A 19,801-nucleotide genomic window follows, 5' to 3' on the forward strand; every position below is an offset into this window, starting at 1 on the left:
TGTCATCGCGTTCCGGTTTCGAGCGTGGGGCGGTCAGGGTTTATTGGCGACCAGCAAGACCTGATCCGGGTAGGCGCCAATGGCGCGAAGACCGATATCTCCCGAGGTGATGTCCAGATACGCCCGCTGACCATTGGCGGAGGTTACCGTGCTGCTCATCAGATAGACATAACCCTCATTGACCTCTTTACCGCCCCCCGCCATGGCGCGCGGAAAAATGGCTTCATTGAGAGAGGGCTTGTAGCAGGCATGCTCGACCAGGGTCGCCAGCTCCTTGATGTCGGGCAGACGCCACTGGCTGATACCACCGAAGTGATAGAGAGCATGGCGGCTATCACTGCGGATCCGCTCCGCCACTTGCAGCCCCTGCTGCCAGTAGTAAACGGTCGGTTCCCCCAGGCAACTGCTGCCACTCCATGTCTGTCCCAGTTTGCAGCGCATCCAGGTGAGGCCGGTGTGTTGATCCGTGACGGTGCCGTTGCCATGGTCAAGAAAACGGGCAGAGGGGGCGGTGCGATCCATGGTGTCATCACAAATGGCTGCACCGTGGGCCAGGGGGGCCAGCAGTGCCAGCATGGCGAATGAAAAGCGATAAAGGCTCATGATATTCCTCGGATTATTGGGGAGTGGCGACCAGTCGTACCTGCATCAGCTCGATATAGGTATCTTGCTGCACCCGCGCGGGATAGGTGGTGCCCGCATCTTCTCCCAAGAGCAGGACTGTGCGTTTGCTGATGGGGCCACCGGAGAAGCGCTGGGCGGTGTTGCTGGTGGCGCTCCAGTAGTAGCCATGGTAGGTGTCATCTTCCGAGGAGGCGATATCCGGGAAGTAACGGGTATCCACGATGATGCGCTGACCCAGCGGGTCCTTGGCCAGGCTACCGTAGTGCATCAGTGACATCAGCTCACCCATGGTGGGCAGCCGCCACTGGCTGATGCCGCAGCGCTGCTCGCCATTGAGCCACTGCTGATACGCGCGGGTGGTCAGCATGGTGGTCAGCGCCTGTGCTCGGGCGAGGGCCGCCAGATCTCCTTCGTCGGTGAGCTGTTCGATCCTCTTATGAATATGCTGGTAGGCCTCTTGCTGCTCGCCTGCGGTCGCCTTGAACTGCTCATCCTCATAGGCAAAGGGCCTGCTTTTCCAGGCCGGGCTCAAGGGATCGTCCGATTTGACCTCCCACACCAGACCGGTATTGAGATCCTTGACGCACTGCCAGCTCGGCGCGTTGTCGGGGAGAACCTGACCGCGATCATCGAGTTTACGATAGGCAAGTTGGGGACGAGTGTGATTCCAGCTGGCATCTTGTCCCGGATAGTCGGCGGGTTCCTGTTCCAGCAGCGGGTCATTGCCATCGCTGAAGGTGGTGACGCCGGTGACGGTCAGCAGGTTGCGTGGCTGCTGCTGCACCAGCAGGGTCAGCAGTTCGCTTTGGGTCTCTTCAGCAAACTGGCCGTTGCGCTGCCACTCCTGAGCCAATTGCGCCAGCATCAGGCTGATGGCGCGATAGCTGGTGGTGAGCAACTGGGTCTCCTTGGCGGTGATGAGGCGTGTGCGGGCCTGTTGCTGCAAGCTGATCGCCACCTGTTGCAGCGCCTGATCAAACTGGCCGAGACCTGCGAGGGCCGCGAGATCGCCGCCCGGTTGCAGCGGGGCGAGATCGGCCAGCAACTGTGTCAGTGCGCGATCGGCGGCCACCCCTTCGGCAATGCGGCTCTGCAACAGGGTGCTGAGCAGGGTCGGTTGTAGCCGTTGTGGATCCCCTTTGGCGGCCGGATGTGCCAGCAGCAGGCCTCCGCTTCTCGGTACGAACAGCAGGGGCGAGTTGACGATGTTGGCCGAACGGCTGACCAGGGCCACAACGCCTTCGCCGCTGACGGCAGGATCGGCAGGATCACATTGCCAGTTCTGATCCAGATCGGCGCACAGGGTACCGGCAGTCGGCAGGGCGACATCGACCCGGTAGTCCGGGATCGCCAGTGGTGCGTTATCTTCCCCGCCGCCACAGGCGCTGAGCAGGGCTGAGAGGGTTGCAATAACCAGTACGGATGGTTTCACTTCACATTCCTTGATTCGGTCACAGGTTCACGGGGGCGGTAACCCCCGTGGTGTAGGATTCAACGACGCGGGGTGCTCCGGCGCCAGAGGCGGGGCCACAGGGCCAGCAACAGCAACAGGGGGGAAGTCGTGCCGCCACCCCCTTCATCCTGCTCAAGGGGGATGATGCCGGTGTTGGGCAGGGCTTCATCCTTGTCGCAGCGGGCGCCGACTTGCTGGGCTACGTGCCAGCTGCGCAACTGACCGGTGTCACCGGCGCTGGTGTCGTTGATCTCCAGCAGCCAGCGGCCAGCGAGCGGTTCGCCGTGCAGCTTATCGAGTGATTCGAACGGTACCAGTTCACGGGGGAACTCCCCCTTGAGCCGGGTATGGCTGGCGTAGCCCTTGTTCCACAGACTGATCCGGGTGCCGTAAGGGGAGGTGAGCCAGATCTCCAGCTGCTCCAGTTTGCTGTGTTCCAGATCGAGGGCGACCACGAATCCGCTGTCGATGCGGGCCTTGCTCTCGGGTAGGGTGAGGGTGAAGCGGGACAGGCCGTGCCGCTCATCGCTCACCGCATCCTTGATCTGGCCACCCTGGCCGATGGCCCGTTGCCAGAGCAGTTCACCGATCGGCAGTTGCAGGTCAAGGCGGGTCTGGCGCTCGGTGGGGCTGGGTAGGGTGAGCTGGAACTGCAGCGGCAAGGTGACCGCCTCGCCACAGGTCAGGTTGCTCGCCGCTTCCAGCGGCAGGGTCCAGCGGGCGGTGCCATCGGCGTTGAGCTCTCCCTGCCAGTGACCGTCACCCATGAGCCCCTTGGTCGGGAGCAGGCTGGCGTCAGCCACGGTCAGGGGGCGGCCGCTCTGGTTGGTCAATTCGATGGCGAGGCTCTTTTTCTCCCCGGGCAGCAGGTAGCTGTCATCGGCAAGGCGGGCCGCGATGGGAGTGGGCAGCAGGGCGTGGTGGCGGAAGGCCTGCTCCAGCAGCTTGCCATAGCTGCGGTCCGGGTAGAGGCGGTTGGCGGTATCCACGGTGACGCGCGCCAGCTGTGGCATCCGCACCTGCGGGCCGAGGCCGAAGTGGGATTCGATCAGCAAGGTATCGAACTCGTCACGGGCTACCTCGCCATACTGTTCAACAGCCTGGCGCAGCGCGGTGAAGAGCGGGGTGCCCCACAGTTGGTCGCCGTTGCTGCCGTTGATAGTGAGGTGAGCCGGATAGAGGAAGCCCGGGTGATAGCGCGCCCGCAGATCGTCGAGCTGACGGGGCGTCCGGCCGCTGATCCTGGCATCCCAGTTGAAGACCATGAAAGGCTCGAACTGGCGAGCCTCTGGGCTACGCTGGCGCCAGCTGGCGGCCAGATAGTCGCTAAAGCCCTCGCCGATGGCGCCCCAGTCACCCTCGTCTCCCATGTCGGGCAGGATATGGTGCTGCACCGCATGGCCAAACTCGTGCCAGATCACCATGGGATCTTCCGCATCGGGTACCCCGATCCGGCCAATCTCCAACCGGCGCAGGAAGGGGTCATAGAGAGAGTTGTCCTGCTCCCCGGCATCGGTATCGATGGCCAGGGGGCCGCCCATCAGTGCCGGGTAGCCCAGGGATTCCACATGGCGCTGGGCCAGATCCAGATGGTAGTAGCCATTGATATCGAGGAAGGCGGGTTGCTGGTGATCCAGCTGGAAGCCATCGACATCAGGGCTGCTAAAGGGAACGGTTTCCGGCGCCGTGCCATCAACGACCCGGGCGCGAGGGCCGCTCAGCAGGTAGGTGTCATCCACCTTTTGTACCCTGAGCGGGACGGTGCGATAGGCCCCGTTGTCCAGTACCAGATCATGGCGCCAGAGCAGGTTGCCATCTTGCAGCTGGGTGCGTGGATCGAGGGCAAAGATGCGGGCCTGCACCGTGGCCTCTTCCCCTGCCAGCGGGACCGCTTCGGCACGGGTATTGGCCTCTTGCAGCGTGCGCCCCAGCAGGGCGTTGCCATCGCAGGTGACAAACAGTTGCCAGTGGCTGCTCTTGCTGTTGCCCGGCTGGCTTTCCACCGCCAGCAGACGCCAGGCGGGGGTCAGGGTGTCGCCATCCTGCCAGTACCAGGGCTGGGCCTCGTCACTGCTGGCGAATTGCCACACAGCGCCATCCAGCGTGGCGGTATAGGCATCCACCCCGGCGCGGCTTGCCTCATCACATGGCGTCGCCTGTGCCTGCATCAGTCGGGTATTGTGATAAAGGCGCCACGGACGACCCTGCTCATCGAGACTGACGGCGGCCATCAGGCCGGCGATCGGTGCGCCATTGAGTTGCTGGCGATAGTGCAGATAGTGGCCCAGCTTGCCTTGGCGCTGATAGGCCGGGGCATCACTCAGGGTGACGCCGAGCTGCTGTTCGAGCCAGAGGCGGGGATCGGTCGGGGCGTCCTGTTCGACAAACGCAGTTCGGCGGCCTGAGTGGCAAAGCCAGCCAGCCCCAGCAAGAGGGCGGGCAACAGGGGTTTCATAGTGGTACTCCCAATCAGTGGCAGGGTCATTGATTGATCCCCGCCAGATGCAACAAGAAGGCAAATTCACGAGCCCGATCGCCACCACCGGCGCGGTGGCCTCCCTCCAGTTCGGTCAGCAGCAGGTAGGGGCCGGAGCCCGTACTGTGCTCCCGCAGGCGAGCCAGCCACTTGACCGGCTCCCAGTAGGGCACCTGGCTGTCGTGCAGGGCGGTAGTGACCAGCAGGGGCGGGTAGGGGGCGCGGTGCAGGTTGTCGTAGGGGCTGATGCGGCGCATCGCCTGATACTCTGCAGGCCTGGCCGGGTTGCCCCACTCCTGATACTCCTGACGGGTCAGGGGGAGGGCAGGATCGCTCATGGTGCCGAGCATATCGACGAAGGGGACCTGCAACACGGCGCCGCTAAAGAGTGTCGGTTGCTGGTTGAGGGCCGCAGCAACCAGCGTGCCCCCCGCGCTGCCCCCCATGGCAAACAGGGGCAGGGGAGCGGCGTCGAGCGACCAGTGGCGCAGGGCGTTACCGGCGGCGATAAAGTCGCTGATGCCGTTCTGCTTGTGGATGCCCCGTCCGTCGCGGGTCCACTGCTCCCCCAGCATGCCGCCGCCGCGCACATGGGCGATGGCGTAGACAAAGCCCCGATCCAGCAGGCTCAGCAGCTCTTTCTGGTAGTAGGGACGCATCGGCGTGCCATAGGCGCCATAGCCATAGAGCAGTACGGCGCGGGGGGCCAGATCCTTGCGCCACACCAGCGAGACGGGCACCCGGGCGCCATCGGCAGAAGTGATCCAGCGCCGCTCGCTCTGATAGGGCACTGCTTTATTGCCAGCGGTGTGCTGGTCGTTGATCCACTGGCCGCTGTTTAAATCCAGCCAGCGCTGGCCGGGGGGCTGGCTCAAGCCCTGACTGCGCACCAGAATGCGGTCGCTGGCCGGGTCATGTTCTCCTTGCAGCCAGCCGGTTCCGGCGCCACTGGCCAGCGGCAGGCGCTGGCGTTCATGGCCGTTGCGATCGAGCAAGGCGAGCCAATCCTCCCCCTGTTGGCGAAACTGCACCACCAGATGGCGATCAAACAGTCGCCACTTCTCGGGATCGCCGAGATCTTCCCCGGCGCTGGGCCAGAGGCGCTGCCACTCACCGAGCGGCGTGCTGGCTGAGTAGAGGGCAAACGCCCCCTCCCGGTTGCTCTTGAGCACCCAGCCGGATTGGCTGTCCAGATAGTATTCCACCCCGCGCTGGCGGGGTTTGACCTGCTGCGGCTTGCACGAGTCGAGCAGGTACTGCTCCGAGCTGTCGTGGTTGTTGCCCTGCAACACCAGATGCTGGCCATCCGTGGTGCGATAGAGGCTGAGCAGCCAGGCGGGATCCTGCTCCTCATAGAGAGTCTGCTCCTGGCCATTCTGCCAGCCGCGCAGCTGCCAGGGGCGCAGGGTGTAGCGCTCGTTGGCGATGCTGTAGAGGGTGCGACCATCTTGTGACCAGGCGAGATCAGCGCTGCGCTGCGCCAAACTGGCCAGCGCCTTGCCGCTCTGGAGATCGAGCAGGGTAACCTGATAGTCGAGATCGCCGCGCCTGTCTTCGGCGATGGCCAGCGTGCGGTTATCCGGGCTCAGGGCCCAGCCGCCCGCTTCGTAATAGCCCTCACCCGCTCTGGCGGGAAGCCGCTGCTGCACCTTGCCCCCGTGGCGTTGCCAGAGTGAGCCATCCGGGCGCAGCAGCCATGCCTGATCGCCGCGGACAAGCCAGTTCTCTGGCACAGATTCCCCCGCCGGATGACGGGCAAACTCGGCGCGCAAGGTTGCTTCCAGCGGCTGCTGCGCGGCGAGCTGCTGCTCGCTCCAGCGATTTTGCTGCTTGAGCAGGGCGAGAATGGCCGGGTTGCTGCGGCTCTCGTCCCGCAACCAGAAGTAGGGATCCTGGCGTACGGGATTGCCTGAAATCAGGTGTGGCTGGGACGGGATCGGCGGTGGCAGGGCCTCTTGCGCCCACGCCAATGGGGCGGCCAACAGGGCCGCCATGATTGCATGATGCTTCATCACATCCCCACGAAACGGTAGCTGAGGCTAGCTGACAGGTAGCGGCCGCTCTGGCTGTAGAGGGAGGTGTCGCTGCCCGCCGGGAGTCCGGCGACATCCTGATAGCGGACGTAGCGGGTATCGAGCAGGTTGCCGATGGTGGCATTGACCTTGAGCGCCTCGGTGATCTGCCAGTCGCCGGTGAGATCCAGGCTGAACCAGCCTGCGCTGCTCTGGCAGGCACCGTTGTAGCCAGTCTGCGCATTGGCGCACTGGGGCACCTTGGTCATGGCGGCGGCATAATTGCCACTGAGCTCAACCCCCCAGTCGAGCTGTTGCCAGCGCAGGGTGGTGTTGCCTTCCAGCGGTGTCTGGGTGCGCAGCGGTTCACCGCGGTGATCCTTGCCATCCATCCAGGCCAGATTGGTCGAAAGTTCCCACTCGTCGTTCAGCCAGAGGCTGGCGGCCAGCTCGGCGCCCCAGGTTTCGGCTTTGGCAACGTTGCGATACTGGCGCAGGAAGACACCATCATCGAGGCGGAAACCGGTCTGGCGCCAGTCGATGAAGTTGTAGTAGCGGTTGTAGAAAACGGCCGGTTTGACGCTCCAGTTGTCGCTTTGGCCATTCACTCCCCACTCCAGACTGTGGCTGGTCTCCTCCTTGAGGTTGGGGTTGGCAATGATCTCGAACGGCGGCATGGCAAAGTAGTGGGGAATGTTGCCGTAAACCTGATCGTAAGCGGGGGCGCGGAAGCCGTTGGCATAGCTGAGCCAGCTGCGCCATGTCTCGTTGAAGCGGTAACTGGCCGCCACACTGGGGGAGATGTGGTCGCTGTGGTTCTCGGCCAGATTGCTGTCCGGTGCGCGCAGGCGCTGGCGGTCAAAGCGCAGGGTCGGGGTAAACTGCCAGTTGCCCAGATCGATCACATCGCTCAGCCAGATGCCATCGCGGCGGGTTTCGGCCTTGCTGAAGGGGGCTTTCTGTCCCTGGGTGGTGATGCCATCTTCCAGGGTCAGATTGCTGACCGGTCGCTCGTGGTTGGCCTGCTCCACTTCCACACCGTAGCTGAAGGTGTGCTCCAGCGAGCCGGTGCTCAGCTTGCTCTGCAACTCCAGCTCGCTGCCAAGGCGCAGCTCCTCGAATGTGGAGAGAGTGCGCTGGCTGCGATATCTGGGATAGCCGCTCAGGGCATCGTTGCGCAGCAGCTGGCGCTGGTTGGCTTCGTTGCGTGACTGGTTGCCAAACAGGCTCCAGTTGAGGGTATCAACCATGCCCAGATCGCTGGCCTCCCAGCTGAACTTGCCGCCCTGGGTGTGCTGATCGCCATCTTCCTGAAAACCGACCACGTCCCAGCTGCCATCGGGTTGGGGCACCGCTTTGGGCCCCATCTGGCGTTTGGCGTGATCCTCGTAGTAGTCCAGCTCCAGCCGCAGAGCGTGATGGGCATTGAGGGGGAGGCGGCTGCTGGTGGAGGCGCTCATGCCATCCAGATCCGCCGGAATGCGGTTCTCTTCAAAGTTGGCGGTTTCGTTGCCGCGCCAGCCGGAGAGGCGTAACAGATGTTCGCTCTCCAGTGCCCGTACCGCGCCGGTCATGCTGAGCTTCTTCTTGTTGCTGTCGCCACCGTAGAGAGTCTTGGCCGCCAGATAGCTATCTTGTTGTTGCAGATAATCTTCCGGCTGCTTGGTATTCATCACCACGGTGCCGCCGATGGCATCGGAGCCATGCAGGGAGGAGCCAGCCCCTTTGGCCACCTCAATTTGCTTGATGTCATCGAGATCGAAGTTGAAGCGACCCACCTTGTCATTGATGTTGTCGGCGCCAAAGCCGTCGCTGACGCGCACTCCATCCTTGATCAGCAGGATACGGTTGCCACCGATGCCGCGCACGCTGATGTTTTGCGGTCGCCCGGCAGAGCCGGTGACCGAGACACCGGGGATCTTGCGAAACACATGAGTCAGCTCGCTGGCGACCTGACGGTCCAGCTCTTCCTGGGTGATGACGGTGATGGAGCCGGAGACATCGGAGAGTTTCTGTTGTACCCGTTGCCCGGTGACAATGATGGTGTCGTCGCTGCGAGCCTTCTCCACAGGGGGGAGATCGGCCGCGCCAGCGGAGGCACACAGGAGTGCCGGCCATGCCTGAAGCAGTTTGTTCATAATGATAATTGTTTTTATTTAAGCCTGAGGGGCGGCATTATTGCAGAGGCCTGACCACTTGACAATAAATGGCAATCATTATCATTAAGATCTTATGGTGTTGATATTATTGAGTTATTTGTTTTTAAAAAAGAGGCTCCCGCGCGAAGCGGGAGCGGGGGGATCAAGGCTTGAGCAGTTGCAGTGACTCTTCTGCTGCCTTGCCTTGAGATAGGGTGATATCGACCCGGCGATTCGCCTGGCGATGTTCGGGGGTGTCATTAGCAAAGCGGGGTTGAGTGTCGGCAACCCCCTGAGCGATGACTCGTCTGGCATCCAGTTGGGGGTTGGTCAGCATGGTCTGCACGATGGAAGAGGCCCGCAGCACCGAGAGCTCCCAGTTGTTGCGATAGAGCTCCACCGGTGCCTGGGAGTTGTCGGTATGACCGGTGACCACTACCTGCCCCGGGATATTGGCCAAAATGCCGGCGATCTTGTTGACCAGCGGGATGAATTGGGGCTGCAGGAACGCCGAATCGGCGGGAAACAGCGCCTTCTCGCCGATGCGGATCACCAGCTGACTGCCAAGCTGCTCGACCTCCAGGTCCTTCGATTCGATCTGGGCCTTTAGCTGTTGCTCCAGCTTCTGCTTGGTCACCTGCACCCACTCCTGCTCCTTGGTCTTATGGGGCCAGGCTTCGGTGGCGCTCGGTTTTTCCGAGGCACCTATGGTCTCGTTGAAGGGGTCCGATGCCGCCATGGGGGCATCTTTCTCCAGTACAGTCTCCTCTTTCGGGCTGCTCGGCGTAGTTTTTGATTCCGGCTCGAGAATCCCTGTGCCCCCCTGCATCAAGGGTGAGCCGGCAGGCGGGGAGATGAGGCCGATTTTACCCAGCGACTCGATAAAGCCCTGGATAAGCACCCGGGTTTCGGACTGCTTTGCCATGGCAAAGGAGTAGAGCACAACAAACAAGGCGAACAGCAGGGTCATGAAGTCGGCATAGGAGACCAGCCAGCGTTCATGGTTCTCCGGTGCTTCAGCCTTTTTCTTTTTGGCCACCGTGACCTCCCAGATAAGGTTCGAGGGTAACTTGCAGGCGCGCTTGGGATTCGCCATCCACGATGCAGAGAATGCCGGTCAGGGTCATCTCCTTGTAGTGGCGGATCTGGTGGGCAAACCCTTTGTAGCGGTTGCCGAACGGCAAGAAGATCAGGTTGGCGGCGGATACCCCGTAGATGGTGGCGATAAAGGCCACCGCGATGGCGCCACCCAGCTTGTCGGGGGCATCCAGCAGACCCATGGCGTGGATCAGGCCAAATACTGCCCCGACGATCCCCATGGTCGGGCAGTAGCCGCCCATGGCTTCATAGAATTTGACCGTCTGTTCGAGATCTTCCTGCTCGAACTCGATCTCGTTCTCCAGCACCTCGTGTATCTTGGTTTTTTCGTAGCCATCGACCATCATCTGCACCCCTTTCTTCAGGAAAGGATCCTTGATCTCCTCGATCATCCCTTCCAACGCGAGCATGCCGCTGCGGCGGGCGTTGCCTGCTAGGGTTTCCAGTAACTGGGCCTGTTCATGCATGTCGAGCTTGAGGGGGAGAGCAGCCATTTGAAACGCTTCATGGTGCTGCCGACGACAGAGAAGGGGAACTGGGTCAGCGCAGCACCTATGGTGCCGCCTATGACAATAAGAAATGCGGGCAGATCGAGCAGTGCACTGGGATGACCACCCTCGATCATGTTGCCGCCAAGGATGGCGATCAACGCCAGTACCAAGCCAATCAAGCTCATTTTTTACACATCCCTGCATGTTGATAATCGCTAGTGTAGCTACTTAAGTATCAGTTTTTCAAAATGATATCCAATCGCTGAGCAATTAATAGGCGCTGGATAACGTCCATAAAAGAAGGCGTGTTGCGGTCATGGGATGGTCTTGCAAGCATCTTGTTGCCTGGAAGGATGCTTGTAGGGTTGTGCAATCACAAAAGCAAGGCAGGGGGCGTGAGCTGGCAATACGAAAAGCGTGATGTTCCATCAGGGCTTTGCAAACTGGGGGGAGAGCGTGGATGATCCGTCGCTGCGAGGCTCTGGCTCACTTGTCGGTATAGGTGTTTGCGTTTGCCGGAAAACAAAAAACCGACCCTGAGGTCGGTTTTTTTAAATTTGGCGGTGAGGGAGGGATTCGAACCCTCATTCTCACATGTTGCAGCACAAATATAACCTTCAATTTCAATAACTTACGCAATGTTTTATTGCAATAAAAGCTATGTAGTTGTCTCAGGTAATTGCTATGAGACTTATTGTACTTTTATATAGAAATTTAATTAAATGTCAACCACATAGGTTGTGGCAATTCACTGCGTTGTTGATCACGGACAATTAAGTTGGAAACCGTGATATTGCAGTTGGAAACTCAACGGCCCTGCAACAGCAGGGCCTTTTTATTTTGTGCGGTGATTATCTGTAATTAAATTACAGAAATGATCTCGGTTGGATCTTTCAGGCAGGTCAGGGTCTACCTCTTGTCAATGGCACACATAAAAGCATCATTCCTATTGATGCAAAAATAATGGGCGTTGATATTGACTCAATAGCGTCAGATGCGACACACTGTAACTGCATCATTAACGATGAAGAGATTTTTTGTGAAGCTGAACCAAATTGCCACCATCAGTGCTGGGCACCCCTATCGCGGCAAGATCCCGGAGATCGATTCCGGCAGCATGGCCGTGGTGCAGATGAGAGATGCCTCGCCAGAAGGGGGGGTTGACTGGTCTGCCTGCCTTCGTTCTGAGCCTACCAGCAAGAAGGAGCCTGACTGGCTGCAAACCGGCGATATCTTGGTGGCGGCCCGTGGCAGCACTAACTATGCCGTGCTGGTTGATACCGGGCTTGCACCATTGCCCGCCGTAGCCGCCCCTCACTTCTATGTGGTGCGGTTGCATAGCGAGGCGCTCAGTCCCGAATTTCTGGCCTGGCAGCTCAATCAGTCCCCTTGCCAGCGCTACTTCGAGCTTCACGCCGAAGGCAGCGCTGCCAAAAGTATTCGTCGTCAGGTGTTGGCGGAGACCCCCATCGGCATCCCATCTCTTGCGAGACAAGTAGCCATCATGAAGATGGTCAACATCCTGCGTGAAGAGCGACGTCTGACGCAACAACTGCAACGCAACGGCGAGCAGATGATGCAGGCCATCGCTGCCAGCCTGCTCGAACAATCCGATCAGCAACCGAAATAGTTTCGCTGAGCAGCCCATTTTTCCAAGAAATACCCAAGGAATTGTGACTTATGACTACCTCGATAAACCAGGATGATATCAACAAGGCCCTCTGGTCTGCCTGCGATACCTTCCGGGGCACTGTCAGCCCTGATACCTATAAAGATTTTGTGCTCACCATGCTGTTCCTGAAATACATCTCCGATGTCTGGCAGGATCACTACGATGGCTACAAGGCCGAATATGGCGATGAGCCGGAGCTCATTGAAGAGATGCTCAAAAACGAGCGCTTCGTGTTGCCCAAACAGGCCAGTTTCTACAGCCTGTTCGAGCGTCGTCACGAGCCGGGCAATGGCGAGCGGATCGATCAGGCGCTGCACGCCATCGAAGAGGCCAATGGCACCAAGCTCAAAGACGCGGGCAAGAGCGTGTTTCAGGACATCAGCTTCAACACCGACCGCCTCGGCGAAGAGAAGCAGAAGAACACCATACTGCGTCACCTGATGGAAGACTTTGCCAAGGATGAGCTAAACCTCAAGCCCAGCCGGGTCGGCACCCTGGATGTGATCGGCAACGCCTATGAATATCTCATCAAGAACTTCGCCGCCAGCGGCGGCCAGAAGGCGGGGGAGTTCTATACCCCGCCCGAAGTCTCCGATCTTATCGCCGAGTTGCTGGAGCCGATGCCGGGCGACACCATCTGCGATCCGGCCTGTGGCTCGGGGTCGCTGTTGATGAAGTGCGGCCGCAAGGTGGTGGCAAACCATGGCGAGAAGCACTACGCCCTCTATGGGCAGGAGGCCATCGGCTCTACCTGGTCGCTGGCCAAGATGAACATGTTCCTGCACGGGGAAGACAACCACAAGATCGAGTGGGGCGACACCATCCGCAATCCCAAGCTGCTGGATAAAAACGGCGATCTGATGCGCTTTGATATCGTGACCGCCAACCCGCCCTTTTCGCTGGATAAATGGGGTTATGAGGAGGCGGGGAACGATAAGTTTGGTCGCTTCAAGCGCGGGCTGCCGCCCAAAACCAAGGGGGATTTCGCCTTTATCCTCCATATGATTGAAACCCTTAAGCCCAAGAGCGGGCGCATGGGGGTCGTGGTGCCTCACGGCGTGCTGTTCCGGGGTTCCAGCGAGGGCAAGATCCGTCAGCAGCTGATCGACGAGAACCTGCTCGATGCGGTGATCGGCCTGCCGGAGAAGCTCTTCTATGGCACCGGAATCCCCGCCGCCATTCTGATCTTTAAAAAGCAGAAGGTGGATGACAATGTGCTGTTTATCGACGCCAGCCGCGAGTTCAAGGCGGGTAAAAACCAGAATCTGTTAAGCGCGGACAATATCGCCAAGATTGTCGCTACCTATCGCAACGGCGGCAATGTCGATAAATACGCCTATCTTGCCTCGCTTAAAGAGATTAAAGAGAACGACTACAACCTCAATATCCCCCGCTATGTGGATACCTTCGAGGAGGAAGAGGAGATCGATCTGCTGGCGGTACGTGCCGAGCGGGAGCAACTAAAAGCCCAACTGGCCGAGCTGGAAATCGAGATGGCCAAGTATCTGGAGGAGCTGGGCTATGGTGCCTAAGGGGTGGTCTCAGAAGTTAATTTCTGATGTCGGTGCAGTCGTAACAGGAAATACTCCACCAACCAGCAACCCTGAGTATTACAATGGGAAATATCCTTTTGTATCTCCGGCTGATTTAGGTGCGCATAAATTGATAAACTCTAGTATTAAGAGTTTATCCTCCCAAGGAATGGAAAAAGCAAGAAGTGTAAGAGCAGGTGCTACGCTTTTCACTTGCATTGGCTCAACAATCGGAAAAATAGGGCTTGCGGGATGCACGCTAGCAACAAATCAGCAAATTAATGTTGTGATCCCCAAGCCAGATTACGACGATGATTATGTATATTATCAGTTAGAGTTGAGAGCTGCATATATTGCAAAATTAGCAGGAACCCAAGCAGTTCCAATAATTAACAAAACCACATTTGAATCACAATGTATTTGGGTTCCTGATTCACTGCCAGAACAAAAGAAAATCGCCAAAATCCTTTCTACTTGGGATAGGGTAATCAGCACTACCGAGCAACTGCTGGCCAATAGCCAGCAGCAAAAAAAGGCGCTGATGCAGCAACTGCTCACCGGCAAAAAACGCCTACTGGATAACAATGGAGTGAGATTTAGTGGGGAGTGGAAAGCTCAACGTATTGGTTCTCTTTTAAAAGAGGTTAAGCGGCCAGTTCAATGGGACGATGATAGTGAATATCACCTTTTAAGTGTCAAGCGCCGCTCGGAGGGAGTTGTGCTTCGTGAAATTTTAAAGGGTTCAGATATTTTGACAAAAAAAATGAACACTGCACTTGCCGGTGACTTTTTAATCTCAAAGATGCAGGTTGTTCACGGAGCCACAGGGTTAGTAACAGAAGAGTTTAATAAGTGTCACATATCAGACTCATACATAGCTCTGAGGCCAAAAGATGATGAAAAAATCGATATTGCTTTTTTCTCTTGGTTCAGTAAACAAAAAATAATGTATCACAAGGCATTCCTTTGTAGCTATGGTGTTCATATTGAAAAGATGACCTTCAATTTCAATATGTTTGTAAAGGAAAAGGTTGTTATTCCAGCCACGCTTGAGGAACAACAAAAAATCGCAGCAGTACTTTCCACTGCCGATCAAGAAATCACTACCCTGCAACAAAAGCTCGATGCCTTAAAGCAGGAGAAAAAAGCCCTGATGCAGCAACTGCTGACCGGCAAGTTGCGAGTGAAGGAGCCAAAAGAGGAGGTAGCATGTTAACCGAAATTCATTTGCGTAATTTCAAGAGTTATCGGAAGCAAACGTTACCTCTCGCCCCGTTGACCCTGATGATTGGGGCCAATGCCTCCGGCAAGAGTAACGCTATAGAAGCATTCAGATTGTTGTGCTGGTTGGCACAGGGACAAAAGTTGGATGTACTCAGGCACCAAGTACAGGATTCTGAGAAAATTGTACGGGGAAATATCCGTGACCTGGGCTATCTGGGCGCCAGTCAATTTGGATTGGGTTGTGCGACCGATGATAAAAATTGGGATTGTTTAGAAATCGATCTCTCGCTGCGGGATGGCGAACTGCATATTGTCCAGGAGACCATCACTTCTCCCAATGGCAGTTGGCCTTTATATCGCGTCGAACAGGCATCGGTGGGACTGACCAATAACATACGGGTTGCTTATAACAACTTCGCCAAAGGTGGTAAAAAGCCACAGATAAATTGTACCGATCAGATTGCCATTCTTAATCAATTGGCCAGTTCGGCAATGTTTGAAAGCGGCCACAAAAAGGCTCAAACAGAAATCCCGAAAGTCACCACTCGCTTTAATTCATTGTTGGCCAATACACTTTTCTTGGACCCAGTACCCTCTTTAATGCGAAACGGAAGTTTCCCAGATAAGCGATTGCGAGGAGATTGTTCCAACCTATCAGGGGTATTATATACATTATGTCAATACAGTGGCCCTAAAGCAGAAATTATAGAATTCATTCGCAGCCTGCCAGAGCAGAATGTACAGTCGATTAATTTCCAAGAAGGGTTTCGTGGCACCCGCATGTTGGAGCTGGTTGAAAGTTTCGGCGGTCAAAAAAAATCCTGGACTGCTGATTTACTATCCGATGGTACGCTCCGGGTATTAGCCATCGCCGCAGCATTATTGTCGGCAGACCGTGGTACAACAGTGGTGATTGAAGAGGTCGATAATGGCGTACATCCCTCCCGCGCCCGGCAATTACTTTCCACCATGCGTGCACAAGCCGAGAAACGCGGTGTACGCTTGCTGCTCTCGACCCATAATCCGGCCCTGATGGATGCCTTGCCCGATGAGGCATTAGGCGATGTGATATTTTGCTATCGCGATTCAGCACAGGGTGACAGTAAGCTTATTCGGTTACAGGATTTGCAGGATTACCCAGGTCTTGTGGCACAAGGGCCATTAGGCGAGTTAGTCACTAATGGGATCGTTGATCGCTTCGTTAAGAATCCAGAAACCCCTGAGCAGAAAAAACAGAAAGCCCTCGATTGGTTGGCGAAGATGCGAGGAGAGGACGCATGAGTGCGATATCTATTATCGATACCTCTGTATTCTTGAACTTGCTGGACGTGCCCAATAGAAACGGTGAAAGAGAGCAGGTTTATCAGGCGTTCAGCGAATACGTTGAGCTAGGCGCCACATTTATTCTGCCGATGGCGACGATCATCGAAACGGGGAATCATATTGCCCAGAACGGAGATGGTGGAACCAGACGAGCAACTGCACAACGCTTTTGTGAACAAGTAGGAGCTGCTTTTTGTGGAAATGCTCCCTACCAGATCAGTGAATTTCCTAATTCACAGGAAGTATTAGCGTGGCTGCATTCTTTCCCTGAACAGGCAGGCCAAAACAAAACGCCAGCCAAAACCACCGAAGGCACCAGTTTTGGCGACCTGAGTATTATCGAGGAATACAACAAGTGCCGACGTCGCTTTTCCATGTCCGAGGTCTTTATCTGGTCGTTAGATTCAGATCTGGTGATGTATAGCTACAAGCCGTAACCATGGAGTTCCGTTCGATGACTGCCCATTACCTGCCAAAGTTTCAGGAAGAGTACAGCGCCAAGATCCCGGCTCTGACCCTGCTGACCCAGTTGGGTTGGTCGTTCCTCTCCCCCGAACAGGCGCTGGTGGCGCGGGATGGCAAGGCCGATCAGGTGGTGCTGCGCCAACAACTACGTAGCGTACTGGCCGAGCGCACCTTTGTGTTTGCGGGAAAGACCTATCCACTGTCCCCTAAGTCAGTGGACAATCTTGTGAGCGAGCTGTGCAGCCCGGCCCTGAATGAAGGGTTGCAGGCGGCCAACGAGCGGCTCTATAACCACCTTCTCTATGGCATGTCGGTGACCGAATTTGTCGATGGCAAGAAGGTGAGCCCCACCATCCCCCTCATTGACTGGCACAACCCGCAAAATAACCGCTTTACCTTTACCGAAGAGTTTCGGGTTACCCGCGCAGGGGGCATCGGCTCTTCGTTTCAAGAGCATCGTCGCCCGGATATCGTTTGTTTCGTCAATGGCTTGCCCCTGGTGGTGATCGAGGCCAAGCGCCCGGATGGCAACGCCAAAAAAGGGCCGACCATCAAGGAGGGGATCTCCCAGAGCCTACGCAACCAGCGCCCCGACGAGATCCCGCTGCTGTTTGCCTACAGCCAGTTGTTGCTCTCCATCAATGGCATCGAGGGGCGATATGGCACTTGCGGTACGCCGGAGAAGTTCTGGGCCGCCTGGCGTGAGGAGGACATCGGTGATGGTGAGATGACAGCCATCAAGAATCAGCCGCTCTCATCTGAACAACGCTCTGCCCTGTTTAGCCACCGACCAGCCGCCGATCTGGACTGGTATCAGTCGCTGGTTGCGGCGGGCGAACTGGCCGTCAGCGATCAGGATCGGCTGCTAATCAGCCTGCTTTCCCCGGAGCGGCTGCTGGAGATGACCCGGCTGTTCACCCTGTTTGACAAGAAGGCGGGCAAGATAGTCGCCCGCTACCAGCAGGTGTTTGGCATCAAGCGGTTGATCGAGCGTATCAACCAGAAACGCCCAGATGGCGGGAGAGAAGGTGGGGTGATCTGGCACACCACTGGTTCGGGCAAGTCGTTCACCATGGTGTTCCTCAGCAAGGCACTGATCCTGCACGACAGTTTGAAACAGTGTCGCCTGTTGGTGGTGACCGACCGGGTGGATCTGGAGAGCCAGCTCAGCAAGACCTTTGCCTCCAGCGGTGAACTCGCGGGCAAGAAAGATAAAGAGGCGGCCATGGCCACGTCGGGCAAGCGGTTAGCCGAGCAGATCGGTAAGGGCAGCGAGCGGATCATCTTCTCGCTTATTCAGAAGTTCAATTCAGCCACCAAGTTGCCGGAGTGCATCAACAAGAGCCCGGATCTCATCGTGTTGATCGATGAGGGCCACCGCAGCCAGGGGGGCGAGAACCACATACGCATGAAGCAGGCGCTGCCCAATGCCGCCTTTGTCGCCTTCACCGGCACACCGCTGCTCAAGGATGACAAGACCACCAACAAGTTTGGCCCCATCGTCCATGCCTACACCATGCAACGGGCGGTCGAGGACAAAACGGTGACGCCGCTGCTCTATGAGGAGCGTATCCCCGATCTGGAGGTCAACGAGCGGGCTATCGACAGCTGGTTTGAGCGCATTACCCAGGGGTTAAACGAGCAGCAGCAGGCCGATCTGAAACGCAAATTTGCCCGCAAGGGCGAGATCTACAGCGCGGAAGATCGCATCAAGCTGATTGCGTTCGATATCGCCAGTCACTTTTCAAACCACATTGTCGAGGGGCTCAAGGGCCAGCTGGCCTGCGATAGCAAGGCATCGGCGGTGCTCTATAAAAAGTACCTCGACGAGGCGGGGCTGTTCGAGTCGGCGGTGGTGATGAGCCCGCCCGACAGTCGTGAAGGCAACACCGAGGTCGATGAATCAACCACCCCGCTGGTCACTCAGTGGTGGAAGGAGAATGTCGGCACTCAGGATGAGCAGGTGTATTCCAAGGCGCTTATCGAGCGTTTTGCCGATGAAAATGACCCCCTCAAGTTGCTGGTCGTGGTGGACAAGCTGTTGACCGGCTTCGATGAACCAAAGAACACCGTGCTCTATATCGACAAGCCACTCAAAGAGCACAACCTGATCCAGGCGATTGCGCGGGTCAACCGGCTGCACCCGAAGAAGCAGTTCGGTCTGCTTATCGACTATCGCGGCATCTTATCCGAGCTGGATACCACCATCGGCAAGTATCAGGATCTCGCTTCCCGCACCCAGGGCGGCTATGACGTTGACGACCTCAAAGGCCTCTACAACCAGATGGGCACCGAATATAAGCGGCTGCCTCAGCTCTACCAGACCCTGTGGAACATTTTCGCCGGGGTGAAGAACAAGCAGGATATCGAGCAACTGCGTCAAGTGCTGGTGCCCAAGATGGAGGAACTGGACGGCGAACTGGTGGATGTGAACCTCAAGGTGCGAGAAGACTTCTACGAGGCGCTCACGGCGTTTGCCAGTTGCCTAAAAGTGGCGTTGCAGTCGGCCTCTTTCTTCGAGGACAGTGCCTTTAGCGAGGCGGATCGCCGTCACTACAAGGAGACGGTGAAACAGCTCTCCAGCCTGCGCCAACTGGTGCAGCAGGATGCCGGTGAGAAGGTTGACTACGACGAATATGCCGAGCAGGTGAAGAAGCTGCTGGATAAGCATGTGGTCGGTGTAGAGGTCAAAGAGCCGGGTGGCGTCTACGAGGTCGGCAAGATGGGCCAGCAGCAGCCAGAAGAGTGGAACGAGAACAAGACCCGCAACGAGACCGACATCATCAAAACGCGGGTCAGCCGCATGATTGAGCAGGAGCTACGAGATGACCCTTACGCCCAGGAAGCCTTCTCCAAGCTGCTGCGACAAGCTATCGAGGAGGCAGAGAAGCTGTTCGAGCACCCGCTCAAGCAGTACATGCTGTTTCGGGAGTTCGAAGAGCAGGTGCAGGAGCGCCGCCTGAGTGACATACCTGACGCCTTTGCTGGGCATCGCCACGCTCAGGCCTACTTTGGGGTGTTCAAAAAGGTACTGCCGGAGGTGTTCGCCATTACCGACAGCCAAGTACAGGATAAGTGGATAAAGCTGGCCTTCGAGATCGATACGGTCGTGGATGCGTCTGTGGCCGAGCACTCCATCAACCCGCAGAACATCGAGGCGGGTATTCGCAAGAAACTGTTGCCGCGCATGTTCCAGGAGTGCAAAGCAATCGGCAGTGGTATGGAGCAGGCCAAGAAGATCGTCGAGATGGTGGTGCAGATCACCCGAGTCGGCTTGAGCGGAGTCTGATCAG

At 57.4% G+C, this 19,801-nt stretch carries 12 protein-coding genes and 1 pseudogene; 6 read left to right on the forward strand and 7 right to left on the reverse strand.

What is annotated here, in order from left to right; translation table 11 throughout:
- Positions 1–33: 33 nt before the first annotated feature.
- From ACTG1P_RS22100 to ACTG1P_RS22130, 7 genes and pseudogenes are all read right to left on the reverse strand, one after another.
- Positions 34–603 carry a DUF1566 domain-containing protein gene (locus ACTG1P_RS22100; protein WP_167558476.1) on the reverse strand — a complete coding sequence of 190 codons (570 nt, stop codon included), beginning with the start codon at positions 601–603 and terminating at the stop codon, positions 34–36.
- Between the two features lie 13 nt (positions 604–616).
- The gene (locus ACTG1P_RS22105; protein ID WP_440000160.1) at positions 617–2,056 is read right to left on the reverse strand and encodes a DUF1566 domain-containing protein; all 1,440 of its coding nucleotides are present in this window, start codon (positions 2,054–2,056) and stop codon (positions 617–619) included.
- Between the two features lie 59 nt (positions 2,057–2,115).
- The gene (locus ACTG1P_RS22110) at positions 2,116–4,602 is read right to left on the reverse strand and encodes a proprotein convertase P-domain-containing protein (RefSeq protein WP_440002260.1); all 2,487 of its coding nucleotides are present in this window, start codon (positions 4,600–4,602) and stop codon (positions 2,116–2,118) included.
- Positions 4,559–6,565, reverse strand: a complete 2,007-nt coding sequence (locus ACTG1P_RS22115) for a prolyl oligopeptidase family serine peptidase (RefSeq protein ID WP_440000162.1) — start codon at positions 6,563–6,565, stop codon at positions 4,559–4,561. Before ACTG1P_RS22115 ends, ACTG1P_RS22110 begins: the two co-directional genes overlap by 44 nt.
- Entirely contained in the window at positions 6,565–8,703 is a 2,139-nt protein-coding gene (locus ACTG1P_RS22120) for a TonB-dependent hemoglobin/transferrin/lactoferrin family receptor (protein WP_440000163.1), read from the reverse strand. Before ACTG1P_RS22120 ends, ACTG1P_RS22115 begins: the two co-directional genes overlap by 1 nt.
- 163 nt (positions 8,704–8,866) lie before the next feature.
- Positions 8,867–9,742: a flagellar motor protein MotB gene (locus ACTG1P_RS22125; protein ID WP_101529948.1), complete on the reverse strand. Its 876-nt coding sequence runs from the start codon at positions 9,740–9,742 to the stop codon at positions 8,867–8,869.
- A pseudogene (locus tag ACTG1P_RS22130) lies at positions 9,720–10,477 on the reverse strand (flagellar motor protein). Before ACTG1P_RS22130 ends, ACTG1P_RS22125 begins: the two are co-directional and overlap by 23 nt.
- 854 nt (positions 10,478–11,331) lie before the next feature.
- Here ACTG1P_RS22130 and ACTG1P_RS22135 point away from each other — a divergent pair.
- The 6 genes from ACTG1P_RS22135 to ACTG1P_RS22160 are packed head-to-tail and all read left to right on the forward strand — an operon-like array spanning position 11,332 to position 19,797.
- A complete protein-coding gene (locus ACTG1P_RS22135; protein WP_231554860.1) occupies positions 11,332–11,922 on the forward strand; it encodes a restriction endonuclease subunit S in 591 nt (196 codons plus the stop codon).
- Between the two features lie 50 nt (positions 11,923–11,972).
- Positions 11,973–13,496, forward strand: coding sequence for a type I restriction-modification system subunit M (locus ACTG1P_RS22140; protein WP_440002261.1), 1,524 nt, complete (start codon positions 11,973–11,975; stop codon positions 13,494–13,496).
- Positions 13,486–14,712 carry a restriction endonuclease subunit S gene (locus ACTG1P_RS22145; RefSeq protein WP_440002262.1) on the forward strand — a complete coding sequence of 409 codons (1,227 nt, stop codon included), beginning with the start codon at positions 13,486–13,488 and terminating at the stop codon, positions 14,710–14,712. The genes ACTG1P_RS22140 and ACTG1P_RS22145 overlap by 11 nt, the downstream gene beginning before the upstream one ends.
- The gene (locus tag ACTG1P_RS22150; protein ID WP_408865633.1) at positions 14,706–16,001 is read left to right on the forward strand and encodes an AAA family ATPase; all 1,296 of its coding nucleotides are present in this window, start codon (positions 14,706–14,708) and stop codon (positions 15,999–16,001) included. Before ACTG1P_RS22145 ends, ACTG1P_RS22150 begins: the two co-directional genes overlap by 7 nt.
- Positions 15,998–16,480 (forward strand): hypothetical protein, encoded by a 483-nt coding sequence (locus ACTG1P_RS22155; RefSeq protein ID WP_324034732.1) that lies wholly within the window; start codon positions 15,998–16,000, stop codon positions 16,478–16,480. The genes ACTG1P_RS22150 and ACTG1P_RS22155 overlap by 4 nt, the downstream gene beginning before the upstream one ends.
- A 17-nt stretch (positions 16,481–16,497) precedes the next feature.
- A complete protein-coding gene (locus tag ACTG1P_RS22160) occupies positions 16,498–19,797 on the forward strand; it encodes a type I restriction endonuclease subunit R (protein WP_440002263.1) in 3,300 nt (1,099 codons plus the stop codon).
- The last annotated feature ends 4 nt before the right edge of the window (positions 19,798–19,801 follow it).

Origin of the sequence: Aeromonas sp. 11P (genome assembly GCF_051920165.1) — a bacterium.
Classification (GTDB): Bacteria; Pseudomonadota; Gammaproteobacteria; order Enterobacterales; family Aeromonadaceae; genus Aeromonas; species Aeromonas veronii.